The sequence below is a fragment of the Roseateles sp. DAIF2 genome, from assembly GCF_015624425.1.
GTDB lineage: Bacteria > Pseudomonadota > Gammaproteobacteria > Burkholderiales > Burkholderiaceae_C > Kinneretia.
The window spans coordinates 2,393,935-2,418,627 of record NZ_CP049919.1 but is presented as its reverse complement, the minus strand read 5'-3'; the positions used below and the strand labels follow the sequence as shown (position 1 = coordinate 2,418,627).

Sequence of the window (24,693 nt, the reverse complement as noted above, 5' to 3'; positions counted from 1 at the left end):
CGGGTCAGCGCCACCGTGACGCGTCTGCGGGCTCAGGCAGATCGGCTGGGTAAGTAGGCCGGAACTCCGCCACCGGCGCCGGTGGCGCCGCCAGCAGCTCGTCCATGCGGCGCGCCACGCCCCAGGCGGCACGCACGCGCGACTCGCGCGTCGTGCTGGCCAGGCGCGGCGTCACCTGCAGGCCCGCCAGGCCATGCAGCGGCCGGCCGGGCTCCAGCAGGCCCGGCTCCAGGCTGTCGAACCAGGCCGCCAGGATGCGGCCGCTGCCCATCGCGTCGGCCAGCGCCTGCTCGTCGAACACGGCCGAATGGGCGATGCTGACCAGCACCTGCCCCTGCTTGGCAAAGCCCAGCACCCGCTCGCCGATCAGGCCGCGGTAGCGCAGGAAATAGCCCAGTTGCACGCTGACGCCGTCGCTCTGCTCCATCAGCTCGCGCAGCGGCAGCGGCTCGATGCCCCATTGCGCCCACAGCGGCTCGCTCTGGTGCAGGCTGGGGTCGTAGCCGATCACCCGGGTGCCGAAGGCCGGCAGCAGCTGGGCCAGCATGCGCGCGGCCGGGCTCATGCCGATCAGGCCGATCGTCGAGCAGCCCAGCTCGCGCCCGACCAGCATGCCGTCGCTGGCCTGCACCGGCACGCGCCGCAGCAGGGCCAGCAAGGCGCCGATCACGAACTCCGCCTCGGCGCTGGCGGTGGCGGTCAGGCTGCGCACCACCTCGATGCGCGCCGCCCGGCAGGCATCGATATCGATGTTCTCCAGCCCGGCGCTCATGCGCGCGACCACCCGCAGCTTCGGCGCCTGGCGCAGCAGATGCACGTCCAGCGGCACATTGGGCGGCAGCACCAGCCCCTGCACCTGCAGCAAAGCGGCCCGCAGCGCCTGGGCATCGGCCGCCAGCTCCGGCGCGTAATGCACGGCATGGCGCTCCGCCAGCCACTGCATCACCTCCGCTTCCAGCGGCTCAACAATCAACAGGCTCATGTTTCACGGCCTTGCAATCCCGAATTTCGATACTGGCGTCCATGCCACAATGAACGCGAGAAAAATGGAGAGTGTACGGAAATGATGGTGAACAAAGCGATCTTCCCCGTGGCGGGCCTCGGTACCCGGTTCCTGCCGGCGACCAAGGCTCAGCCGAAGGAAATGCTGCCGGTGGTGGACAAGCCCCTGATCCAGTACGCCGTCGAGGAAGCCTATGCCGCCGGCATCCGCGAGATGATCTTCGTGACGGGCCGCCACAAGCGACCGATCGAAGACCACTTTGACATGACTTTTGAGCTCGAGGTAGCCCTCGAACAAGCGGGCAAGCGCGAGCTGCTGGAGGTCGTGCGCAGCGTCAAGCCGGACGACATGGAGTGCATCTATGTGCGCCAGGCCCAGGCCCTCGGCCTCGGCCATGCGGTGCTCTGCGCGCAGCGCCTGATCGGCAACGAGCCCTTCGCGGTGCTGCTGGCCGATGACCTGATGGTCGGCCCGCAAGGCGGCTCGGGCGTGCTCAAGCAGATGGTCGATCAGTACGCCGAATGGCGCGCCTCGATCCTGGCGGTGCAGGAAGTGCCGGCCGAGCACACCAAACGCTACGGCATCGTCGCCGGCACCCAGGTCAACAACCAGCTGATGGATGTCAGCCGCATCGTCGAGAAGCCCGATCCCGATGTCGCGCCCTCGCGCCTGGGCGTGGCCGGCCGCTACATCCTGACGCCCGGCGTGTTCCACGAGATCGCCAACCAGCCGCGCGGCGTCGGCGGCGAGATCCAGCTGACCGACGGCATCGCCGGCCTGCTGCGCCGCGAGAAGGTGTTCGCCTACCGCTACGACGGCAAGCGCTACGACTGCGGCAGCAAGGAAGGCTTCCTGCAGGCCAATGTCGAGCTGGCGCTGGCCCATCCGCAGCTAGGCAACGGCTTCCGCGAGTACCTGCAGAATCTGGAAATCTAAGGGGCTCTCCCCCAAACAAAAAGGCCACCCGAGGGTGGCCTTTCTCATTGCAGGGCGCCGAGGTCAGCGGCGCTTCAGCACATGGATGAATTCGTCCGCCTGGGTGCTCTGCTCGACCAGTTCGTTGCCGGTCTGGCGCGCGAAGGCCTGGAAGTCGCGCATCGAGCCCGGGTCGGTGGCCACCACCTTCAGCAACTGGCCGCTTTCCATTTCGGCCAGGGCCTTCTTGGCCTTCAGGATGGGCAGCGGGCAGTTCAGGCCGCGGGTGTCGAGTTCCTTGTGTGCGTCCATGGCATCGGTTCCTTTATGGGGGCCGATTCTAGGCCCTGACCCCGACCTCGTTCAGGCCGGAAACACCCCGGTGGACAGATAGCGATCGCCACGATCGCAGACCACGAACACGATGGTCGCGTTCTCGACCTGGCGGGCGATCTGCAGCGCCGCCCAGCAGGCACCGGCCGCCGAGATACCGCCGAACAGCCCTTCCTCGCGCGCCAGCCGGCGTGCCATCTCCTCGGCGTTGCTCTGGCTCACATAGATCAGCTCGTCCACCGCCGAGGGGCGGTAGATCTTGGGCAGATAGGCCTCGGGCCATTTGCGGATGCCCGGGATGCGCGAGCCCTCCTCGGGCTGGGCGCCGATGATGCGCACCTTGGCGTTCTTTTCCTTCAAGAACTTCGAGGTGCCGGTGATCGTGCCGGTCGTGCCCATCGCACTGACGAAATGGGTGACGCGCCCGCTGGTGTCGCGCCAGATCTCGGGGCCGGTGGTCTCGTAATGGATGCGCGGGTTGTCCTCATTGGCAAACTGGTCCAGCACCCGGCCCTTTCCCTCGGCCTGCATCTTCTCGGCCAGGTCGCGCGCGTATTCCATGCCGCCGGAGCGCGGCGTCAGCACTAGTTCCGCGCCGAACGCCTTCATCGTCTGAGCCCGCTCGACCGACAGATCCTCCGGCATGATCAGCAGCATCCGGTAGCCGCGGATCGCCGCGGCCATCGCCAGCGCGATGCCGGTATTGCCCGAGGTGGCCTCGATCAGCGTGTCGCCGGGCTTGATGTCGCCGCGCTCCTCGGCGCGCCGGATCATGCTGATCGCCGGCCGGTCCTTGACCGAGCCCGCCGGGTTGTTGCCCTCCAGCTTCGCGAGGATCACATTGCCGCGCGAGGCAAGCTCTGACCCCAGGCGCTGCAGGCGCACCAGGGGCGTGTTGCCGATCACATCCTCAAGAGTCGGGTAGGGTTTGATGCTCATGCACCGATTGTCGCAGTCAAAACAAGCCATTGCATGGCATAATCCTTTGCTCTGCAGCGATAGTGCTTTGCCGAACTGGCCCGGGTGGCGAAATCGGTAGACGCAGGGGACTCAAAATCCCCCGCCGCAAGGTGTGCCGGTTCGAGTCCGGCCCCGGGCACCAGCGATCCGCAAGGCCGCGCAGAAGAGCCATGAAGCAGCGCCCCGCGGCGCCAGCACAAGCAAGCCGTTCGATCCGTCGAGCGGCTTTTTTGTTTCGGCTTGCGCATACACTCAGCCGCTCGCCGGTGGCATCGACGAACAGCCGGCCCACCACTTCTTTTCACGCGCCCGCTGCCCCGACATGCCCCACCTGCCCCCGGTAACCAAAGCCTTCATGCTGGCCTGCGTGGGCCTGTTCTGCGCCTTCCTCCTGCTGCCACCCTCGCTGCAGCTGTTCTTCGCGCTGTGGCCGGTGAACAGCGGCAACTTCCTGCCCTGGCAGCCGCTCACCTACGCCTTCCTGCACGGCGACGTGCTGCACCTGTTCTTCAATATGCTGGGCCTGTGGATGTTCGGCTCGGAGCTGGAGCGGGTCTGGGGCAGCAAGCGCTATATGCAGATGCTGGCCGCCAGCATCCTGAGCGCGGCCGCGATGCAGCTGGTCTTCACTCTGCTGATCGGCTCGCTCTCGCCGACCGTGGGCGCCTCGGGCGCGCTGTTCGGCCTGCTGCTGTCCTTCGGCATGCTGTTCCCTGACCGCATCATCATGCCGCTGTTCCCGCCGATCCCGATGAAGGCCAAGTACTTCGTCGCGATCTTCGGCGCGCTGGAACTGCTGATGGGCCTGTCGGGCCGCAGCGGCATCGCCCATTTCGCCCATCTGGGCGGCATGCTGGGCGCCTATCTGCTGATCCGCTACTGGCGCGGCAGCCGTCGCCGCTGATCGTTCAAGCCAGCAGGCCGTCGGCCGGCTGCGGGTAACGCAGCCTCAGCCTCAGCTCCTTCTTCAGCCGGCCGTTGTCGAGCCGGCGCGATTCGCTCCAGAAGCTCAATTGCAGCGGTGACATCCGCTCGGCCGCCTCGGCGCGCGTGATGCGCGGCGCAGGCGCCAGGCCGCAGAGCTTGGCCGCCAGATCGAAGTAATCGCCCATCAGCAGCTCGCTGTCGTCGTTGGCATGCACGACGCGCTGCGGCAGGCCGCGCCACAGCGCCGCCAGGCAGGCGCGCGCCAGGTCATCGGCATGGATATGGTTGGTGTAGACATCCTCGTCCCGCACCAGCACCGGCGTGCCACGCTGCAGGCGCTCGCGCGGATGGCCGCCGGCGCGGTCCGCGGCATAGATGCCCGGCACGCGCAGGATGCTGATGCGGCTGCCGAAGTTCGCGCCGAACCAGCGCAGCCGCGCCTCGGCATCGACGCGCCGGCGCCCCCGGTCGGTGGCCGGCGCGACCGGGCGGGTCTCATCGAAGCGCGCGCCGCCGGCATCGCCATAGACGCCGGTGGTGCTGGCATAGGCAATGGCGCGCGGCGCCCGGTCGCGCGCCAGCGCGCGCAGCAGGTTCAGCATGCGCGCATCTTCCGCGCCCTGCCCCGGCGGCGGCGCCAGGTGCAGCACCAGGTCGGCCAGCCCGGCCAGGCGGGCCAGGGTCTCGGGCCGGTCCAGGTCGCCCCACAGCGGCGTCGCGCCGGCCGCGCGCAGCGCCGCGAAACGCGCCGGGCTGGAGCTCAGCGCGAACACCGGCAGCCGCCCACCCAGCAATCTCAGCACACGCATCCCGACATCGCCGCAGCCGACGATCAACAGACGAGGGGGCTTGCGTCGCAGGGTCATGGGGGCAGGGCTTTCGGGGCTCGGGCAAAATAGAGGGCGAGTGTACGGCCCGCTCCGCGACGAGACGGGCCGCGTTTTTGTCAGCCACGCCTGCGTCCCGCAGCACCCTCATTGCCATGAATTTCCAGGTCACCGTCCAGCCCAGCGGCCGCGTCTTCGAGGTCGAACGCGATGAAACCATGCTGGGTGCCGCGATCCGCCAGGGCGTGGGCCTGCCCTATGGCTGCAAGGACGGCGCCTGCGGTTCCTGCAAGAGCCGGCTGCTGGGGGGCCGCGTGATCCACGGCGCGCACCAGCCCAAGACCTTGACGCCGGAGGAGGAAGCCGCCGGCCTGGTGCTGACCTGCTGCGCAACGCCGCAGACCGATTGCGTGCTGGAGGCCCGCACCGTGCCGGGCGCCGGCGAGTTCGCGGTGCTGAAGCTGCCCAGCCGCGTGCTAAGCCTGGAGAAACCCGCCACCGACGTAGCCGTCGTGCGCCTGCAGTTGCCGGCCACGCAGAACTTCCAGTTCCACGCCGGCCAGTATGTCGAGTTCATCCTGCGCGACGGCGCGCGCCGCAGCTACTCGATGGCCAACGCGCCGCACAACCTGGGCACGCCGGCCGCAATCGAGCTGCACATCCGCCACATGCCCGGCGGCAAGTTCACCGACCATGTGTTCGGCGCGATGAAGGAAAAGGACATCCTGCGCATGGAGGGCCCGTTCGGCAGCTTCTTCCTGCGCGAGGACTCGGACAAGCCGATGATCCTGCTGGCCAGCGGCACCGGCTTCGCGCCGATCAAGGCCATCGTCGAGCGCATCCAGCACCTGGGTCTGACGCGCCCCACCACGCTGTACTGGGGCTGCCGCAGCAAGGCCGACCTCTATCTGCACGACTGGGCCCTGCAGGCCGTCAGCGCGATTCCGAATCTCAGCTATGTGCCGGTCCTGTCCGAGCCCAAGGCCGAGGACGACTGGAGCGGCCGCACCGGCTTCGTGCACCAGGCGGTGATGGCCGATTTCCCGGACCTGTCCGGCCACCAGGTCTATGCCTGCGGCGCGCCTATCGTCGTCGAATCGGCGCAGCGCGACTTCGTGGCACAGTGCAAGCTCCCGGCGGACGAGTTCTACGCCGATTCATTCACCTCCGAAGCAGACAAGCATTGATGTTCGAGCCCCCTTATGTCGCCGTCGACCGTTTCGAGACCCAGCTCAAGGAGCTAGGTCATGCGGTGATCTCGCCCGCAAGCGTGCAGCGGGCCTTCGGCGTCACGGGGGAGCAGCTCGCCGCGCTGGAGCCGTTCTGGAACCAGCTGCCGCCGGACGGCTATCTGCGCGACGGCGGTCGTTATCGCTTTCGCCGCCACAGCTGCTTCGAGGCCGTCGAGGGTCAGGCCTTGCGCCAGGTCGAGCACCGCGCGCATTGGCAGCCGCTGGACTACAACGCGCTGCATGGCGGCATCGAGCGCTGGTTCGAACCGATGCAGGCGGAGGCCGTCGCCCTGCCCGCCTGGAGCGCGCTGATGCAGGGCCTGGCCGGCGTGGCCTCGGCGCTGAAGGGGGTTCAACCCTGGTTCATCGAGGCGCACCAATTCCGCATCGACACCACCGACGGCATCGGCCGCCCGACGCCCGAGGGCGCGCACCGCGACGGCGTCGACCTGGTCGCGGTGTTCCTGATCGGGCGCGAGGGCATCAAGGGCGGCGAGTCGCGCGTCTTCGAGGCCCGCGGCCCGCAGGGCCAGCGCTTCACGATGAGCGCGCCCTGGACTCTGCTGCTGCTCGACGACGAGCGCATGATCCACGAGACCACCCCGATCCAGCCGGCGGCCGAGCATGGCCACCGCGACACCCTGGTCGTGACCCTGCGCGCCGGCGGCTTCCAGGGGCCCTGAGCCTGCGCCGATGCAAGCGCGGCATGGCTCCATGTCCATGCCGCAGGGCCGGGCGCATCTCGCCCCGTTAAACTGGATGCCGGCCGCGCCACAAGCGCGGCTTGCGGTGCCCCGCCCCTGGCGGCGCGCGCCACCCCATTCACGCATCACGAGTGCCCTCTTCGCTCCGACATGAACGCGATCACCAACGATCTCGCGCGCGCCCTCGCGGCCGCCCCCGCTTCCTCGCTCCCCTCCTCCCTGTTCGGTCTGCCCGACCAGGCGCCGCATGAAAAGGTGCTGCTGGCCGCCGATGCCCAGACCGGCCTGCGCGCGATCCTCGCGGTGCACAGCACCGCCCGCGGCCCGGCCTTCGGCGGCTGCCGCTTCTGGAGCTACGACAACGAACTGGCCGCGCTGAACGACGCGCTGCGCCTGTCGCAGGGCATGAGCCTGAAGAACGCCCTGGCCGACCTGCCCTTCGGCGGCGGCAAGGCGGTGATCATCAAGCCGCAAGGTGACTTCGACCGCGCCGCGCTGTTCGCCGCCTTCGGCCGCGCCGTGCAGTCGCTGGCCGGCGACTACATCACCGCCGAGGATGTCGGCACCACCACCGCCGACATGCGCGGCATGCAGAGCCAGACGCAGTACGTCAGCGGCATCCCGCGCGATGGCGCCTTCGGCGGCGACCCCAGCCCCAAGACTGCCTACGGCGTGTTCGTCTCGATCGACGAAGGTGTCAAGCGCGTGCTGGGCCGCGCCTCGCTGGAAGGCAGCCGCGTCGCGATCCAGGGTCTGGGCGCGGTCGGCTGGCATCTGGCCGAGTATCTGCACCAGGCCGGCGCCAAGCTGGTCGTCGCCGACATCGACGCGGCCAAGGTCGAGCGCGCGCAGGCCCAGTTCGGCGCCACCGCGGTCGGCATCGAGGCCATCATCGCCGCCGAGGCCGATGTGCTGGCCCCCTGCGCCCTGGGCGCCGCGCTGAACGCGCAGAGCGTGCCGACCATCGCCGCCAAGCTGATCGCCGGCGCCGCCAACAACCAGCTGGCCACCGCGGCCGATGGCGATGCACTGCAGGCCCGTGGCATCGCCTACCTGCCCGACTACCTGGTCAACGCCGGCGGCATCATCTCGGTGGCGCGCGAGTACCGCGGCGAGGGCGAGGAGAGCGCGGTGATGGCCGAGGTCGGCCGCATCCGAGAGCGCGTGGCCGAGCTGCTGGAGCGCGTGCAGCGCGAGCAGAGCACGCCGGCCCGCGTCGCCGACGCCTGGGCGCGCGCCAAGCTGGTCAAGCCGGCCTGAGCGTGAACAAGGTCGCACGCCGGTTCGCCCCGGCGTGCGCTGTGCGCCGGATCCGGCCAGGCCCGCCATGCGGGCCTGCTAGGCTTGCGGGATGAATCACACCCGCTCGACCTCTTCTTTGTCCTCTTCCCTTCGCAAGACCCGCCGGCTGACCCTGCTCGCGGGTCTTGGCCTTTTCGGCGCCTTCGGCCTGTCCGCCGGCGCTCTGGCCCAGCAGGGCAAGCCGATCCGCCTGGTCGTGCCCTATGCGCCGGGAGGCCCGCTGGACATCGTCGCGCGCGCGCTGGCCGAGCGGGTCAAGGACAAGCTGGGCGTCGTGATCATCGAGAACAAGGCCGGTGCCGGCGGTAATCTGGGCGCCGACCAGGTCGCCAAGGCCGCCCCCGATGGCCAGACCATTGTGATGGGCGCCGTCGCGACCCATGCGATCAACCCCTGGCTGTTCGCCAAGATCCCCTACGACCCGATCCGCGACTTCACGCCGATCACCCTGGTCGCCCGCGTGCCCAATGTGCTGGTGATGAACGCCGAGGCCGCGCAGCGCCTGAAGATCGACAGCGTGGCCGACCTGGTCGCCTACGCCAAGAAGAACCCCGGCAAGCTGAACTATGGCTCGGGCGGCAACGGCAGCGCCGGCCACCTGGCCGGCGAGATGTTCAAGGCCCAGGCCGGCGTGTTCATGACCCATATCCCCTACTCGGGCGGCAACCCGGCCCAGCTGGCCCTGGTCTCCGGCCAGGTGGACCTGAACTTCGACAACCTGGCCAGCGCCTCGGCCAATATCAAGTCCGGCAAGCTGAAGGCGATCGCGGTCACCACCGCCAAGCGCGCCGCCGCCCAGCCGGAAATCCCGGCGATCGCCGAAAGTCCGGCCAATCTGGGCCTGGCCAAGTTCGACATCAACACCTGGTTCGGCCTGTTCGGCCCGGCCAAGATGGCGCCGGACACCGTCAAGACCCTGAACGCCGCCTTCGTCGAAGCCTTGAACTCGCCCGAGATGAAGACCCGCATGGCCAGCCTGATGGCCGAGCCGGCGCCCAGCACGCCCGAGCAGTTTGGCGCCTTCGTGCGTAGCGAGCTGGCCAAGTACGAGGGTGTGGTCAAGCGCTCCGGCGCCAAGCTCGACTGAGCGTTTTCGCGCTGCTCTCCCGACCCGGGCCCGGCTTTGCCGGGCCTTTTTCTTGGCCGGCCCGGCCCGCTTTCGTGAAAGGCGCCGCAAAGTCGGCGGCAACTGTCATCGAAATCCGGTGCCCGAGGAACTACCTTGTGACAAGACGTGAGCGGCCACGGGCTCGCCAGGTCTTCGCCGGCTGTCATCCGGCGTTCAGGGTTGTTGCAGCAGTAAGGGAGTCGGAAATGAAATTGTCGAACCTGCCTATCGGTTCGCGTCTGGCCTTGGCTTTCTCGGTCGTGATCGCGTTGTTGCTGGTGATACTGGGCGTGGGTTTCTCGGTGCTGAACGGCGTCGGGGACACGATGGACCGGGTGGTCGACGACCGCTACGCGCAGATCGCGCTGAGCAACCAGATCAAGAGCGTCGGCGACCGCGGCGCCCTGACCCTGGGCCGCATCCTGCTGGCCCAGGACGCCGAACGCCAGAAGCGCCATATCGACGAGTACGCGACGATCCGCGCCACCAACACCGAGAACCTGGCCCGCTTCGAAAAGCTGCTGCACACCGATGCCAGCAAGGCCATCTTCGAGGAGCAGAGCCAGGCCCGCAAGGCCTATGGCGCGGTGGTGCGCAAGATCTTCGACCTGCTGAACGCCGGCAAGCGCGAGGAGGCCATGGCGCTCTACCAGGACGAGCTGGCGGGCCCGCAGGCCCGCTACTACGCGCTGATCGACAAGATGGTCGACCACCAGGCCCAGGCCATGAGCGCCGATGTGGCCGAGGCCAAGAGCCAGTCGCAGACGGCCAAGCTGAAGATGATCGCGGCCTCGGTGCTGGCGGTGCTGCTGGGTGCCGGCACCGCCCTGCTGATCACCCGCTCGATCACCGGCCCGGTGCGCCAGGCGATCGAGCTGGCCGAATCGGTCGCCGCCGGCAACCTGACCTACCGGGTCCGGGCGGTCGGCAAGGACGAGGTCGGCCGCCTGATCGCGGCGCTGCAGCATATGGTGGACAGCCTGCACCGCATCGTCTCCGAGGTGCGCCAGGGCGCCGACACCATCGTCAATGCCGCCCACGATGTGGCGCAGGGCAATTCCGACCTGTCGGCCCGCACCGAGCAGCAGGCCAGCGCGCTGCAGCAGACGGCCGCGGCGATGGAGCAGCTGACCTCGGCGGTCAGGCTCAGCGCCGACAACGCCAGCCAGGCCAACAACTCGGCCCGCTCGGCCTCGGGCGTCGCCACCCAGGGCGGCGAGGTGGTGGGCCAGGTGATCGACACGATGAACTCGATCTCCGCCTCCTCCAAACGCATCGTCGAGATCATCGGCGTGATCGACGGCATCGCCTTCCAGACCAATATCCTGGCGCTGAATGCGGCGGTGGAGGCCGCGCGCGCCGGCGAGCAGGGCCGCGGCTTCGCGGTCGTGGCCTCCGAGGTGCGCAGCCTGGCGCAGCGCAGCGCGCAGGCCGCCAAGGAGATCAAGACCCTGATCGACGACTCGGTCGACCAGGTCGGTACCGGCAGCAAGATGGTCGAGCAGGCCGGCGCGACGATGCAGCAGGTGGTGGCCAGCATCAAGCGGGTCAGCGATGTGGTGGCCGAGATCACCGCCTCCAGCCACGAGCAGAGCAGCGGCATCGAGCAGGTCAACACCGCGATCGTGCAGATGGACGACACGACGCAGAAGAACGCCGCGATGGTCGAGCAGAGCACCGCTTCCGCCCGCGCGCTGCAGGATCAGGCGCGCCAGCTGACCGACGTGGTGCGCGCCTTCCAGCTCTAGGGCCCTCTCGGCCCGCCTCACCCCCCAGCCCACCAGGGCCGGCAGCCGCCGGCTCGGGCGGCGCCATGCCCGCGTGATCTACCGACCCAGACAGGGAGATTCCTTCAATGCCCCAGCATGACCTCAGCCCGGCGCCCGGCTCCGCCATCCAGCGCTTCATCGATGCCCATCGCGAGCAGGGCCACCGCTGCGCCGCGCTCGACCCGCTGGCGCTGGCGCCCACCGCCGATGCGGCCGAACTGCTGGCACCGGCGGCCTTCGGCCTGGCGCCCGACGATCCGAGCGTGCAGGGACTCGACCGGCGCCTGAAGGCGATCTACTGCGGCGCGCTGGCGCTGGATGCCAGCGCGCTGCGTGACCCACAGCGCCGCGCCTGGCTGCAGGCGCGCATGGAAGAAGAAGATGACGAGGCGCAGAACCATGGCGGGCCCCTGCTGGAACGCCTGCTGCAGGCCCAGGCCTGGGAGCACCATGTCGCGGAGCAGCACCCGCAGGCCAAGCGCTTCTCGCTGGAGGGCCACGAGGCCCTGCTGCCGCTGCTGGATGCGCTGCTGGCGCGCGCCGCGTCCCAGGGCATGCAGGAGGTCTTCATGGGCATGCCGCACCGCGGCCGGCTCAACCTGCTGGTCAACCTGCTGGGCCTGCCACCGGCGCAGGCGCTGGCGCATTTCGGCGCCGATGCGGACGCGGCGCATCGCGACCTGGTCTATCACCTGGGCGGCCGCAGCCGGCTGCGCACCGAGCGCGGCGAGCTGATGCTGACCCTGGCCCACAACCCCTCGCATCTGCAGAGCGTCTATCCGGTGGTGCTGGGCATGGCGCGCGCAGCGGCGCGCCGCCAGCGCCGCTGCGCCACCCTGGTGCTGCATGGCGACGCCGCCTTCGCCGGCCAGGGCGTCGTGATGGAGACCCTGATGCTGGCGCAGCGGCCCGGCTACTCGGTCGGCGGCACGGTGCATGTGATCATCAACAACCAGCTCGGCTTCACCGAGCCCAACCCGATGGATGGTCGCGCGGCGCGCTACTGCACCGATGTGGCCCGCATGATCGACGCGCCGGTGCTGCGCCTGAACGCCGAGGCGCCCGCTCTGCTGGCCCGAGCCGCGCGGCTGGCCCTCGACTACCGCCAGCGCTTCGGCGCCGATGTGCTGATCGACCTGATCGGCTGCCGTCGCCTGGGCCATTCCGAGCATGACCTGCCGGCGCTGACCAGCCCGCGGCTGTACCCGCAGCTGCAGCGCCGCCCCACGGTGGTGGAGCTGCAGGCGCGGGACTGCGGTGTGGGCGACGCCGACCTGGCGGCGCGGCGCCTGGCCTGGCAGCGGCGGTTCAGCACTGCGGACGCAATCCCGGGTGCCGGCCGGCTCGAGGCCAACCTACAGATGGCCCCGCCCCCCGCCGCGGCGGCGCCGCTATCCCAGCCGCAGCTTGCTGTCCTGCTACAGGCAATGACGCGGCTGCCCGCGCAGTTCGAGCCGCATCCGTTGATCGCCGCGCTGATCGGACAATGGCGGCTGGCGATCGACGCTGCCGAGCCTCGCATCGACTGGTGCCTGGCCGAGAACCTGGCCTATGCTTCGCTGCTGCACGCCGGCATCGACGTGCGCCTCTCCGGCATGGACGTCGGCCGTGGCACCTTCATGCATCGGCAGGCGGTCTGGCACAGCCAGAACGCGGAACATCCGGCGGTCTTCGTGCCGTTGCAGCAGGTAGCCCCCGGGACCGCCCGCTTCGAGGCAATCAACTCGCCGCTCTCGGAAGAGGCGGTGCTGGGCTATGAGTACGGCCACAGCGTGCAGGACCGGCAAGGCCTGACCCTCTGGGAAGCGCAGTTCGGCGACTTCGTCAATGGCGCCCAGGTCTTCGTCGACCAGTACCTGGCCGCCGGCGAGGAGAAATGGGGCTACCGTTCGGCCCTGGCCGTGCTGCTGCCGCATGGCTACGAGGGCATCGGCCCCGAGCATTCGAGCGGCTTCATAAGCCGCTTCCTGCAGCTGTGCGGTGCCGACAATCTGCGTGTGGCCTGCCCCTCGACCGCCGCGCAATGGTTCCATCTGCTGCGCCGCCAGGCCCTAGATCCCGAGCGCAAGCCGCTGGTGGTGATGACACCCAAGACCCAGCTGCACAAGGAAGCCGGTGCCCGCGCCAGCCTGGCCGAGCTGCTGGACGGCGGCTTCCGGCCGGTACTGGACGATGCCGAGGCGGCGCCCGCTCAGGTGCGCCGCCTGCTGCTGTGCAGCGGCAAGCTGTTCTACGCGCTGCAGCGCGAGCGCGCCGCACTGGGCGAGGACATGGCCCAGGGCCTGGCCCTGCTGCGTCTGGAGCAGCTCTACCCCTTCCCACACCAGGAGCTGGCCGCGCTGCTGGCGCGCTACCCGCGGCTCGAGACCCTGGTCTGGGCCCAGGAGGAGACCCGCAACCAGGGCGCCTGGGCCCAGGTGCGCGACGATCTGGCCGCGCTCTGCCCACCGCAAGCCCGTCTGGTCGAGGTGTCGCGCGCGGTCACGGCCGCCGGCGCCACCGCCTCGACCGGCCTGCACCAGCGGCAGCAGCGCGAGCTGGTGCGACAGGCCTTGGGTCTACCGTGAGGCTCATTCGCCGAGGTAAGCAGCCCGCACCTTGGGATCATTGAGCAGGGTCTTGCCCTCCCCCGTCATCGTGATCAGCCCGCTCTCCATCACATAGCCGCGGTTGGCCAGCTGCAGCGCCCGGCTGGCGTTCTGCTCCACCAAGAGCACCGTCACGCCCTGGCCGTGGATGTCGTTGACCACCTCGAAGATCTTGTCCACCATGATCGGGCTCAGGCCCATGCTGGGCTCGTCCAGCAGCAGCACCTTGGGCTGCGTCATCAGCGCGCGGCCCATCGCCAGCATCTGCTGCTCGCCGCCGCTCATCGTGCCCGCCAGCTGGTTCCTGCGCTCCTTGAGTCTGGGGAAGATGCCGAAGATGCGTTCGATGTCGGCCTCGATCTGGGCCTTGTCGTTGCGGATGTAGGCGCCCATCTGCAGGTTCTCGGTGATGGTCATGCGGGTGAAGGTGCCGCGCCCCTCGGGCACCATCACCAGCCCCTGCTTGACCAGGTCCCAGGCCCCCTGCCCCTTCAAGGGCTTGCCCATGAAGTGGATCTGCCCCTCGGCCACCGGCTGCAGCCCCGTCACCGCCTTCAGCGTCGTGGTCTTGCCCGCCCCGTTGGCCCCGATCAGACTCACCAGCTCGCCCTGGCGCACCTCGAAGTCCACGCCCTTGACGGCCTGGATGCCGCCATAGGCCACCTTCAGCCCGCTGACCTTGAGCAGGATCTCTTTGTTCTCAGCCATGTTCTTTGCTTCCTGTTCAGTGCGCGGCATGGCCTGCGCCGAGGTAGGCCTCGATCACCTTGGGGTTGCTCTGCACGTCCGCGGGCGTGCCCTCGGCGATCTGCTTGCCGTAGTCCAGCACCGTGACCCGGTCGCACAGGCCCATCACCAGCTTCACGTCATGCTCGATCAAGAGGATGGTGCGGCCGTCCTTGCGGATGCGGTCGATCAGCTCCCGCAGCACGACCTTCTCGGTGGCGTTCATGCCCGCGGCCGGCTCGTCCAGCGCAATCAGCTTGGGGTCGGTGGCCAGGGCCCGCGCGATCTCCAGGCGGCGCTGGTCGCCATAGCTCAGGGTGCGGGCCTTGAAGTCCGCGTACTTGCCGATGCCCACATAGTCCAGCAGCTCCTGGGCGCGCTGGGCGATCTGGCCCTCCTCTCGCTTGAAGCCCGGGGTGCGGAAGACCGCCCCCAGCAGGCCCGAATGGGTGCGCACATGGCGGCCCACCATCACGTTCTCCAGCGCGGTCATCTCGGCGAAGAGCCGGATGTTCTGGAAGGTGCGCGCGATGCCGGCCTTGGCCACCTGGTGCACCGCCTGCGGGGTGTAGGGGCTGCCGCCGAGCTCGAAGCTCCCGCCGTCCGGGGTGTAGAGACCCGTGATAACGTTGAAGAAGGTGGTCTTGCCCGCGCCGTTGGGGCCGATCAGGCCGTAGACCTGGCCGGCCTTGATCTCGATGCCCACGTCCGCGAGGGCCTGCAGGCCGCCGAAGCGCTTGGACACGCCCTTGACGCTCAGCACGGTATCCGTCGTTGTTGTCATTGCTGGTGCTCCTGGTGCTGCTGCTCGTTGCTCGTCATCACTTCTTGCTCGGCGCGCCCTTGCCATGTTCGGGCGAGGGCCACAGGCCGCGCGGACGCAGCAGCATCACGGAGATCATCGCCAGCGCCACCAAGAGCTGGCGCAGGATGGCGGCGTCCAGGCGGCCGTCGGTCATCTGCTGCAGCGGGCCGGCCACATAGCGCAGCACCTCGGGCAGCGCGGCCAAGAGCAGCGCCCCGAGGATCACGCCCGGGATATGGCCGATGCCGCCCAGCACGACCATCGCGACGATCATGATGGATTCCTGCAGGCTGAAGGACTCGGGGCTGACGAAGCCCTGGAAGGCGGCGAACATGCTGCCCGCCACGCCGCCGAAGGTGGCGCCCATGCCGAAGGCCAAGAGCTTCATGTTGCGGGTGTTGATGCCCATGGCCTTGGCGGCGATCTCGTCCTCGCGGATGGCCATCCAGGCGCGGCCGATGCGCGAGGTCTCCAGGCGATAGCAGATCAGCACGGAGCCGACCACCAGGGCCAGGAACAGGTAGTAGTACAGGGTGACCGAGGGGAAGGTGATGCCGAAGAACTCGTGCGTCTTGCCCAGGTCGAACCCCCAGAAGTGGATGGCGTCGATCTGGCCGATGCCGCGCGGGCCGTTGGTGATGTTGACCGGGTGCTCCAGGTTGTTCAGGAACACGCGGATGATCTCGCCGAACCCCAGGGTCACGATGGCCAGGTAGTCGCCGCGCAGCTTCAGGGTGGGTGCGCCCAGCACCATGCCGAAGAAGCCGGCCAGCGCCGCCCCCAGCGGGATCACAATCCACAGCGGCGAGTGCAGCCCGTCGGGGAAGGCGGCCTTGAAGGCCTCGAAGTTCTCGCTCAGGTGCGGGCTGGCCAAGAGGCCGAACATATAGGCCCCCAGCGCGTAGAAGGCCACATAGCCCAGGTCCAACAGGCCCGCATAGCCCACCACGATGTTCAGGCCCAGGGCCAGCAGCACGTACAGCAGGGCCAGGTCGATGATGCGCACCGGGCCGTTGCCGAACTGCTGTGCAAACAGCGGCACCAGCAGCAGGCCGACGGCGGCCAGCACGAAGACGATCAGTTTGTTCTTTTGCATGGAAGACTCCTCAGCGATGGCCTCGCAGCCATTTGCATTCCCAAGCGAACACCGCAGATCCGGCTTTGCCGGGCTGCCGGTGTTGCCCCCTTGAGGGGGCGCGCGCAGCGCGTAGGGGGTGGTTCATATCAGGCGCGGTCGGCCACGCGTTCGCCCAGCAGGCCGGACGGTCGCAGGGTCAGCACCAGGATCAGCGCGATGAAGGCGAAGATGTCGGCGTAATGGCTGCCCAGCACACCGCCGGTCAGCTCACCGAGATAGCCGGCGCCGATGGCTTCGATCAGGCCCAGCAGGATGCCGCCCACCATGGCCCCGGCCAGGTTGCCGATGCCGCCCAGCACCGCCGCGGTGAAGGCCTTCAGCCCCGGCAGGAAGCCCATCGAGTGCTGCACCGTGCCGTAGTTGGCCGCCCACATGATGCCGGCCACCGCGGCCAGCGCCGCGCCGATCACGAAGGTGGCCGAGATCACGAAGTCCGGCTTCACCCCCATCAGCCCCGCCACGCGCGGGTTCTCCGCCGTGGCCCGCATCGCGCGGCCCAGCTTGGTGTGGTTCACCAGATAGATCAGTCCGGCCAGGATCATCACCGTCAGCCCCAGGATCAGGCATTGGGTGACCGTGATCACCGGGCCGCCCAGATCAAACGGCGTGGTCGGCAAGAGCAGCGGGAAGGGCTTGGGGTTGGGCTTCCAGATGATCATCGCCAGGGTCTGCAAGAGCAGGCTCATGCCCATGGCCGTGATCAGCGGGGCCAGGCGCGGCGCGTTGCGCAGCGGCCTATACGCGATCTTCTCCACCGTGAAGTTCAGGACCGTGCACACCACGATCGCGCACACCGCCCCGATCAGCATCAGCGACCAGCCCGGCAGCCCCGAACCCTCCAGCGCCGTGATCACCGTCCACGCCACCAGCGCTCCCACCATCAGGATCTCGCCATGCGCAAAATTGATCAGGTTGATGATCCCGTACACCATCGTGTACCCCAACGCCACCAACGCATACATGCTCCCCAGCACCAGGCCGTTGATGATTTGCTGGAAAAAAATCTCCATCGCGATCTCCGTTGCGGCCGCCGATCGCTGAGCGCAAAAGGCGGTCTTGTTCTGGTCTGGTAGGGGCCAGATGGCAGAAGGCCCGCCACCAAGGGGGCGGGCCATCGGCCATCGGTCTTGCAGGCTAAGGAAATTCTAGGAGTGCGGGGATCGCCCCCTTTCTGGGATTTACCCGTTGGCCCGGATACATCGTCGAGCCTCAGGGCAGCATCGCCTTCTTCACCACCTCCGGCGAGCCATGGCGGCCGAGGATCTGCTTCAGGCGGCCATCGGCGCGCATCTCGGCCACCGTCTGCGTCATCAGCGCGATGTCGGCCGGCCGCACGCGCTCGCGCGAGAAGGCCAGGCCGGCCTCGATCGTCATCTCCGGACTGCCGGGCAGCACGGCGACCCGACCCTCCAGCTTGTGCGCCTTGAAGATCGGCGACCAGGCCAGGTTGGAGGCGATGAAGGCGTCGGCCTTGCCGCTGCCAATCACCCGCGCCACCGCATTGGCATCGCCGTATTCGCCGACGCGCCCCTGCTGGCGCAGGTCCGCGATGATCGCGTCCATCTGCGGACCGTAGCTGTAGCCCTTGGAGATCGCCAGCTTCCAAGGGCCGCGGGTCACGAAGGTCTGCAGCGAATCGACCGTGCCGGCCAGCTCGGAGCGCACATAGACCGAGGGCTGGCCGCGCAGATAGATCGCGAACTCGGCGTGCAGCTCGCGCTGCGGCGTGCGCACCGCCGAGACCGTGATGTCGGCCGTGCCGCGCGCCAGATGCACCCAGGTCGCGACGCGGGACACCACGCTGGTGATGAAGCGGCAGCCGGTGCGCCGCGCCAGCTCGTCGACCAGCTCCTTGTCCACGCCCTCGCCCTGCCCCTGCTCGCCGCGAAAGTACATCGCGCCGTACTCGTAGAAGGCCACGCGATAGGGCCCGCAGGGCTGGGAACTCGGGACTTGGGTATTCGCGGCCTGGACCGAAAGGCCAATTCCTAACAGCAGCGACGCGAGCAGCACCCGGGGCATGGACCACATGCGAATCCCCTGTTCAAAGCCAGGACCGGCCTCCCTCCGGTCCTTGGCGACAAGGCCTTTATCACATGCCGCGATGAAAGCGTCTAGCCGTTTTTGCCCGCCTCTTCGTCGAGCCGGCGCAGGAAGGCCAGCTTCTCGCCGATCTTGCTCTCCAGCCCGCGCGGCACCGGGCGATACCAGTCCGGCTCCGGCATGCCGTCCGGCAGATAGGTCTCGCCGGCCGCATAGGCATGCGGCTCGTCGTGGGCATAGCGGTACTCGTGGCCGTAGCCCAGCTCCTTCATCAGCTTGGTCGGCGCATTGCGCAGGTGCACCGGCACCTCGCGGCTGCCGTCCTGCTTCACGAAGGCGCGGGCCGCGTTGTAGGCGTTGTAGCCGGCATTGCTCTTGGCCGCGATGGCCAGATAGATCACCGCCTGGCCCAGCGCCAGCTCGCCCTCGGGGCTGCCCAGGCGCTCGAAGGTCAGCGCCGCGTCGTTGGCGATCTGCATCGCGCGCGGGTCGGCCAGGCCGATGTCCTCCCAGGCCATGCGCACGATGCGCCGCGCCAGGTAGCGCGGGTCGGCGCCACCGTCCAGCATGCGGCTGAGCCAGTAGAGCGCGCCGTCCGGGCTGGAGCCGCGCACCGACTTGTGCAGCGCCGAGATCTGGTCGTAGAAGTTGTCGCCGCCCTTGTCGAAGCGGCGCGCGTTCAGGCTCAGCGCATTGCTGACGAACTCGGCGTCGATCTGCGCGATGCCGGCGGCACCCGCCGCAATCTCGCATTGCTCCAGCAGGTTCAAAAAGCGCCGCGCGTCGCCGTCGGCATAGCCGACGATGGTGTCGACCGCCTTGTCCTCGAACTGCAGATGCGCCAGCGCCTGGCCGCGCGCGCGCTGCAGCAGCTGGCGCAGCTCGGCCTCGTCCAGCGACTTCAGCACATAGACCTGGGCGCGCGACAGCAGCGCCGAGTTGACCTCGAACGAAGGGTTCTCGGTGGTCGCGCCGATGAAGGTGAACAGGCCCGATTCGACATGCGGCAGCAGCGCGTCCTGCTGCGACTTGTTGAAGCGGTGGATCTCGTCGACGAACAGGATGGTGCGCTTGCCCTGCGACAGATAGGCTTGAGCCTGCTCCATCGCCGCGCGGATGTCCTTAACGCCGGAGAACACCGCGGAGAGCGCGATGAACTCGCAGTCAAAGGCGGTGGCGGTCAGGCGCGCCAGGGTGGTCTTGCCGACACCCGGCGGGCCCCAGAAGATCATCGAATGCGGCTTGCCGGAGCGGAAGGCCAGCGCCAGCGGCTTGCCCTCGCCGAGCAGATGGCTCTGGCCGATCACCTCGTCCAGGCTGCGCGGGCGCAGCGCCTCGGCCAGCGGCACGCGCGCGCCGGGCGTGGCGGCCGGCACGGGCCGCGGATCGAGATCGGGAAACAGCGATTCGGAGGAGGAAGACGACATGCGCCGATTGTCTCAGGCGGCGCGCGCGCCCATGCCCTCCAGGGCACGGCGCGTCAGCGCCTCGGCCAGGCATTGCTCGGCCACGAACACCTCGCCCAGCTCGGCCTCGCGCAGCAGGCGGGCCTCGTCCTCGTTGTGGGCACGCAGCAGCACCCGCACCGCCGGGTTGAGCTGGCGCGCCGTCTCCACCATCTGGCGCGCCTGCAGGCTGTCGCCGCCGGCGATCACCAGCAGCGCGGCGCGCGCGATATGCGCCTGGATCAGCACCGCCGGCTCGCTGGCATCGCCGGCCACCGCGGCGACGCCGCGCGCGCGCAGCGCCTCGACCACCTCGCGCTCCTGCTCGGCCACCACCAGGTGCAGCCCCTGGGCCAGCAGCGCTTCCGCCACCTGCTTGCCGATCCGGCCGTAGCCAACCACGACCACCTGGCCGCTGAGCTTGGACTCGTCGGTGCTGGCGGGCAGCTCGGCCAGCGGGTCGTCGCGCAGCTCCATCTTGCGGGCCCAGGCCGACTTGCGCAGGATCCAGGCCTTGGCCGGCTCCACCGCCGTGAACAACAGGCTGTTCAGCGCGATCGAGATCAGCGCGCCGGCCAGGATCAGGCTCTGCCCCTGCGCCGGCAGCAGGCCCAGGGCCTTGCCCAGGCCGGCCAGGATGAAGGAGAACTCGCCGATCTGCGCCAGGCTGGCGCCGACGATCAGCGCGGTGTTGAGCGGGTAGCGCAGCGCCAGCACCAGGCCGATCGCGGCCAGGGTCTTGCCGACCACGATGATCGCCACCACGGCCAGCACCTTCAGCGGCTGCTGCAGGATCACCTGCGGGTCGAACAGCATGCCCACCGAGACGAAGAACAGCACAGAGAAGGCGTCGCGCAGCGGCAGCGACTCGTCGGCCGCGCGGTGGCTGTATTCCGACTCGCGCATCATCATGCCGGCGAAGAAGGCGCCCAGCGCGAAGGACACGTCGAACAGCGCCGCCGAGCCATAGGCAACGCCGACCGCCACCGCCACCACGCACAGGGTGAACAGCTCGCGCGAGCCGGTGCCGGCCACCGTCCACAGCAGGCGCGGGAAGACGCGCCGGCCGATCACCAGCATCAGCGCGATGAAGGCCGCCACCTTGGTCAGGGTCCAGCCCACCGTGGCCAGCAGGTCGGCATTGCCATGCGGACGCGCCGCGCCCTGCGGTCCCGCGCCGGGCTCCAGCAGGCCGGCCAGCGGCGGCAGCAGCACCAGCACCAGCACCATTACCAGGTCCTCGACCACCAGCCAGCCGACCGCGATGCTGCCGTTGGCGGTCTCCAGCTGCTGCCGCGCCTCCAGCGCGCGCAAGAGCACCACGGTGCTGGCCACCGACAGCGCCAGGCCGAACACCAGGGCCGCGCCATTGTTCCAGCCCCACCAGCGCGCCAGGCCGAAGCCCATCGCGGTGGCGACCATGATCTGCACCACCGCGCCCGGCACCGCGATGCGCTTGACGGCCAGCAGGTCCTTCATCGAGAAATGCAGGCCGACGCCGAACATCAGCAGCATCACGCCGATCTCGGCGAGCTGGCCCGCCAGGTCGATGTCGGCGACGAAGCCGGGCGTGGCCGGGCCGATCGCGACACCGGCGAGCAGATAGCCGACCAGCGGCGGCATGCGCAGCCGCGAGGCCAGCAGGCCGAGGATGATGGCCAGGCCGAAGCCGACCGCGATCGTGGAGATGAGGCTGACGTTATGCGGCATCCGGTGCCGCCCTTACTGCTCGATCAGGTCGGCACCGGGCGGCAGCACGAAGCGAAAGCGCTCGGCCGCCACCGGCGCATTCGCCTGCACGCCGCTGAACTGCAGCAGCGAGCGCTGGCCGAAGCCGTCCACCACCTCGATGGCGGCCAGCTCCTTGCCCTTGAAGCCGATCTTCAGGCTTTGCAGATTGTTGTCGGCCTGGCGCGGCTGGGCCTGCACCCAGTCGAGCCCGCCGCTGCTGGGTTGGGCCTTCAGCTCGAAGTCCTTCTCCAGGTTGGCTCCCGCCAGCAGGGCCGCGGGCGTGGCGCCCAGGGCCTGGTTCATGCGGCGCGAGCTGGCCTGCTTCAGGTCGGGGTCGTAGATCCAGACCTTCTGACCGTCACCGACGATCAACTGCTCGAAGGGCTTGGCATAGGCAAAGCGGAACTGGTTCGGGCGCTGGAACTCGAAGCTGCCCGAGGAGGTCTTCTTGCGCTGGCCATCCGGCGAGCTCACGGTCTGCGTGAACTCGGCCTTGCCGCTCTTCACCTCGCGGCCGAAGTCCTTCAGGGTCTGCACCGCGTCGGCATGGGCCGCCGAAGCAAGGACAAGCAGCAGTGACGCAAGACGTTTCATCGGTGATCGGGTCTATGGGTGAAGTTCACGATTGGGGCCGCGCGGAGCCCGAGGATCCGGCTTCGCCGGGCCTGCGGGCTCGCCCCTTTGAGGGGGCACGCGCAGCGCGTAGGGGGTGGTCAACCATCGTCTCGCTTCGGGATGATGAGGTCGCGGCTGCCGTTGGTGTTCATCGCGCCGACCAGGCCGGATTTCTCCATCTGCTCCAAGAGGCGCGCGGCGCGGTTGTAGCCGATGCGCAGATGGCGCTGCACCAGCGAGATCGAGGCGCGGCGGTGCTGCAGCACGATGCCGACCGCCTGGTCGTACATCGGATCGGTCTCGCCATTGGCTTCACCCGGTGCCGGGGGCTCGCCGCCGCCATCGCCTTCCAGCACCCCGCCCTCCAGGATGCCCTCGATGTAGTTGGGCTCGCCGCCCTGGGCCTTCAGGTATTCGACGACGCGGTGCACCTCGTCGTCGCTGACGAAGGCGCCGTGCACGCGCACCGGCAGGCCGGTGCCACTGGCCATGTAGAGCATGTCGCCCATGCCCAGCAGGGCTTCGGCGCCCATCTGGTCGAGGATGGTGCGGCTGTCGATCTTGGAGCCGACCGAGAAGGCGATGCGGGTCGGGATGTTGGCCTTGATCAGGCCGGTGATCACGTCCACCGAGGGCCGCTGCGTGGCCAGGATCAGGTGGATGCCGGCGGCGCGGGCCTTCTGCGCCAGGCGCGCGATCAGCTCCTCGATCTTCTTGCCGACCACCATCATCAGGTCGGCCAGCTCATCGATCACGACCACGATGTGCGGCAGGCGCTCCAGCGGCTCGGCACCATCGGGGCTTTCCGCCGAGAGGCTGAAGGGGTTGGGGATCTTCTCGCCGCGCTCGGTGGCGTCGTCGATCTTCTTGTTGTAGCCGGCCAGGTTGCGCACGCCCATCTTGGACATCAGCTTGTAGCGCCGCTCCATCTCGCCGACGCACCAGTTCAGCGCGTTGCCGGCCTGCTTCATGTCGGTGACGACCGGAGCCAGCAGATGCGGGATGCCCTCGTAGACGCTCATTTCCAGCATCTTCGGGTCGATCATGATCAGGCGCACATCGCGCGCCTCGGCCTTGTAGAGCAGGCTCAGGATCATCGCGTTGATACCGACCGACTTGCCCGAACCGGTGGTGCCGGCCACCAGGCAATGCGGCATCTTGGCCAGGTCGGCCACCAGCGGCGCACCGATGATGTCCTTGCCCAGGGCCATGGTCAGCAGCGAGGAGGCGTCGGCATAGACCTGGGAGCCGAGGATCTCGGACAGGCGGATGGTCTGGCGCCGCGCATTGGGCAGCTCCAGCGCCATGTAGTTCTTGCCGGGGATGGTCTCGACCACGCGGATCGAGGTCAGGCTCAGCGAGCGCGCCAGGTCCTTGGCCAGGCCGACGATCTGCGAACCCTTGACGCCGGTGGCCGGCTCGATCTCGTAGCGCGTGATCACCGGGCCCGGCGAGGCCGCCACCACCCGCACCTCGACGCCGAAATCCTTCAGCTTCTTCTCGATCATGCGGCTGGTCATTTCCAGCGACTCGGGCGTCACGCTCTCGACCCGCACCGGCGCGGCGTCCAGCAGGTCGACCTGCGGCAGCTTCGTGTCCGAGAGTTCGCTGAACAGCGGGGTCTGGCGCTCCTTGGCGACGCGGGTGGACTTGGGCACCTCGACCACCGGCGGCTCGATCACGATCGGCAGATGCTCCTCGACCACCTGGCGCTCGACCTCGACCACCTGCTCGCGCTCGCGCTTGGCCTGCTTGCCGACCTTCTGGTCTTCCTTGATCTCGCGGCGCTCCTGGCTGCGCTCGCGCAGGCGCTCCAGCCGCGCGCCCAGCGACTCGGCGACGTTGAGCCAGGAGAAGCGCAGCGCCATCGAGCTGCCGGCCAGCAGCGCAACGATCCAGACCACGCCGGAGCCGGCAAAGCCCAGCGCCTTCATGCCCCAGGGCCCCAGGGTGAAGCCCAGCACGCCGCCGGCATGGCCGGGCAGGCGCGTCTCCCAGGCGTACAGGCGCGACCATTCCAGGGCGCAGCTCGCACACATCAGCAGGATCACGCCGCCCCAGAACAGGCTGCGCTCGCGCCAGGTCTTGCCCTGCTGCTGTACCTGCCCATCGGCACGCAGCCGCCCGGCCAGCGCGCCCAGCCAGGTGCGCAGCCCCACCAGCATCAGCCACCAGGTGGAGAAACCGAAGGCGAACAGCAGCAGGTCAGAGATCCAGGCGCCCAGGGCGCCAACCCAGTTGGCCGACAGCTCGCGGCTGCCGGAAATCGAGAACGCGGCATCGGCGCGGTCATGGCTGAGCAGCGCCAGCAGGGTCAGGCCCCACAGCAGCGCGCCGGCCACCAGCCACAGTGGCGAGCTGGCGCTGCGCACCGGCGCGGCCGGGGCGGCCTTCTTCTTGGGCTGGCGTTGATAGGTCTTGCCGCCGCCGGCGCTCGCGCCGCCACTTGCGGCAGAGGGGGCGGCGTTGGGGGCGGCGGCATCGTCGCCGCCCATCAGGGATCCCAGGGGAAAACTCATGGC

At 68.8% G+C, this 24,693-nt stretch carries 21 protein-coding genes and 1 tRNA gene; 9 read left to right on the top strand and 13 right to left on the bottom strand.

Annotated features, from left to right (window positions below; genetic code table 11):
- Positions 1-4: 4 nt before the first annotated feature.
- Positions 5-982 (bottom strand): D-isomer specific 2-hydroxyacid dehydrogenase family protein, encoded by a 978-nt coding sequence (locus tag G8A07_RS11260; RefSeq protein ID WP_195797081.1) that lies wholly within the window; start codon positions 980-982, stop codon positions 5-7.
- An 81-nt stretch (positions 983-1,063) separates the two neighbouring features.
- On the opposite strand from G8A07_RS11260, the gene galU reads away from it, so the two are divergent.
- Positions 1,064-1,939 (top strand): UTP--glucose-1-phosphate uridylyltransferase GalU, encoded by an 876-nt coding sequence (gene galU / locus G8A07_RS11255; RefSeq protein WP_195797080.1) that lies wholly within the window; start codon positions 1,064-1,066, stop codon positions 1,937-1,939.
- Between the two features lie 63 nt (positions 1,940-2,002).
- Here the strand turns inward: galU and G8A07_RS11250 are convergent, their stop codons facing one another.
- Both G8A07_RS11250 and cysM read right to left on the bottom strand, forming a co-directional pair.
- Positions 2,003-2,230, bottom strand: coding sequence for a sulfurtransferase TusA family protein (locus G8A07_RS11250; RefSeq protein WP_195797079.1), 228 nt, complete (start codon positions 2,228-2,230; stop codon positions 2,003-2,005).
- 51 nt (positions 2,231-2,281) lie between these two features.
- Positions 2,282-3,190 carry a cysteine synthase CysM gene (gene cysM, locus G8A07_RS11245; protein ID WP_195797078.1) on the bottom strand — a complete coding sequence of 303 codons (909 nt, stop codon included), beginning with the start codon at positions 3,188-3,190 and terminating at the stop codon, positions 2,282-2,284.
- A gap of 78 nt (positions 3,191-3,268) precedes the next feature.
- On the opposite strand from cysM, the gene G8A07_RS11240 reads away from it, so the two are divergent.
- Positions 3,269-3,353, top strand: a tRNA-Leu gene (locus G8A07_RS11240).
- Between the two features lie 180 nt (positions 3,354-3,533).
- A complete protein-coding gene (locus tag G8A07_RS11235) occupies positions 3,534-4,115 on the top strand; it encodes a rhomboid family intramembrane serine protease (protein ID WP_195797077.1) in 582 nt (193 codons plus the stop codon).
- Between the two features lie 4 nt (positions 4,116-4,119).
- On the opposite strand, the gene G8A07_RS11230 is transcribed toward G8A07_RS11235, so the two are convergent.
- Positions 4,120-5,004, bottom strand: coding sequence for an NAD-dependent epimerase/dehydratase family protein (locus G8A07_RS11230; RefSeq protein ID WP_195797076.1), 885 nt, complete (start codon positions 5,002-5,004; stop codon positions 4,120-4,122).
- A 116-nt stretch (positions 5,005-5,120) separates the two neighbouring features.
- Between G8A07_RS11230 and G8A07_RS11225 the strand changes: the two genes are divergently transcribed.
- The 6 genes from G8A07_RS11225 (at position 5,121) to G8A07_RS11200 (ending at position 13,647) form a co-directional block, all read left to right on the top strand.
- Positions 5,121-6,152 (top strand): CDP-6-deoxy-delta-3,4-glucoseen reductase, encoded by a 1,032-nt coding sequence (locus G8A07_RS11225; protein ID WP_195797075.1) that lies wholly within the window; start codon positions 5,121-5,123, stop codon positions 6,150-6,152.
- Positions 6,152-6,880, top strand: a complete 729-nt coding sequence (locus G8A07_RS11220) for a 2OG-Fe dioxygenase family protein (protein ID WP_195797074.1) — start codon at positions 6,152-6,154, stop codon at positions 6,878-6,880. The genes G8A07_RS11225 and G8A07_RS11220 overlap by 1 nt, the downstream gene beginning before the upstream one ends.
- A 171-nt stretch (positions 6,881-7,051) precedes the next feature.
- A complete protein-coding gene (locus G8A07_RS11215; RefSeq protein WP_195797073.1) occupies positions 7,052-8,161 on the top strand; it encodes a Glu/Leu/Phe/Val dehydrogenase in 1,110 nt (369 codons plus the stop codon).
- A 91-nt stretch (positions 8,162-8,252) separates the two neighbouring features.
- On the top strand, positions 8,253-9,290 hold the full coding sequence (locus tag G8A07_RS11210) for a tripartite tricarboxylate transporter substrate binding protein (RefSeq protein ID WP_195797072.1): 1,038 nt from the start codon (positions 8,253-8,255) through the stop codon (positions 9,288-9,290).
- A gap of 227 nt (positions 9,291-9,517) precedes the next feature.
- Entirely contained in the window at positions 9,518-11,059 is a 1,542-nt protein-coding gene (locus tag G8A07_RS11205) for a methyl-accepting chemotaxis protein (protein ID WP_195797071.1), read from the top strand.
- A 107-nt stretch (positions 11,060-11,166) separates the two neighbouring features.
- Positions 11,167-13,647, top strand: a complete 2,481-nt coding sequence (locus G8A07_RS11200) for a 2-oxoglutarate dehydrogenase E1 component (RefSeq protein WP_195797070.1) — start codon at positions 11,167-11,169, stop codon at positions 13,645-13,647.
- A 3-nt stretch (positions 13,648-13,650) separates the two neighbouring features.
- On the opposite strand, the gene G8A07_RS11195 is transcribed toward G8A07_RS11200, so the two are convergent.
- The 9 genes from G8A07_RS11195 to G8A07_RS11155 all read right to left on the bottom strand — a co-directional run bounded on the left by G8A07_RS11195 (position 13,651) and on the right by G8A07_RS11155 (position 24,690).
- Entirely contained in the window at positions 13,651-14,376 is a 726-nt protein-coding gene (locus G8A07_RS11195) for an ABC transporter ATP-binding protein (RefSeq protein WP_195797069.1), read from the bottom strand.
- Positions 14,377-14,392: 16 nt separating this feature from the next.
- Positions 14,393-15,178: an ABC transporter ATP-binding protein gene (locus G8A07_RS11190; RefSeq protein WP_195796876.1), complete on the bottom strand. Its 786-nt coding sequence runs from the start codon at positions 15,176-15,178 to the stop codon at positions 14,393-14,395.
- 37 nt (positions 15,179-15,215) lie between these two features.
- Positions 15,216-16,295, bottom strand: a complete 1,080-nt coding sequence (locus tag G8A07_RS11185; RefSeq protein WP_195796875.1) for an ABC transporter ATP-binding protein — start codon at positions 16,293-16,295, stop codon at positions 15,216-15,218.
- A 128-nt stretch (positions 16,296-16,423) separates the two neighbouring features.
- On the bottom strand, positions 16,424-17,347 hold the full coding sequence (locus tag G8A07_RS11180; protein WP_195796874.1) for a branched-chain amino acid ABC transporter permease: 924 nt from the start codon (positions 17,345-17,347) through the stop codon (positions 16,424-16,426).
- A gap of 199 nt (positions 17,348-17,546) precedes the next feature.
- Positions 17,547-18,368 (bottom strand): ABC transporter substrate-binding protein, encoded by an 822-nt coding sequence (locus tag G8A07_RS11175; protein WP_195797068.1) that lies wholly within the window; start codon positions 18,366-18,368, stop codon positions 17,547-17,549.
- 83 nt (positions 18,369-18,451) lie between these two features.
- Positions 18,452-19,807, bottom strand: coding sequence for a replication-associated recombination protein A (locus G8A07_RS11170; protein WP_195797067.1), 1,356 nt, complete (start codon positions 19,805-19,807; stop codon positions 18,452-18,454).
- Between the two features lie 12 nt (positions 19,808-19,819).
- Entirely contained in the window at positions 19,820-21,535 is a 1,716-nt protein-coding gene (gene ybaL / locus G8A07_RS11165) for a YbaL family putative K(+) efflux transporter (RefSeq protein WP_195797066.1), read from the bottom strand.
- Positions 21,536-21,547: 12 nt separating this feature from the next.
- Complete coding sequence (gene lolA, locus G8A07_RS11160) at positions 21,548-22,150, bottom strand: outer membrane lipoprotein chaperone LolA (protein ID WP_195797065.1); 603 nt, start codon at positions 22,148-22,150, stop codon at positions 21,548-21,550.
- Between the two features lie 119 nt (positions 22,151-22,269).
- Complete coding sequence (locus G8A07_RS11155; protein WP_195797064.1) at positions 22,270-24,690, bottom strand: DNA translocase FtsK; 2,421 nt, start codon at positions 24,688-24,690, stop codon at positions 22,270-22,272.
- Between the last annotated feature and the right edge of the window lie 3 nt (positions 24,691-24,693).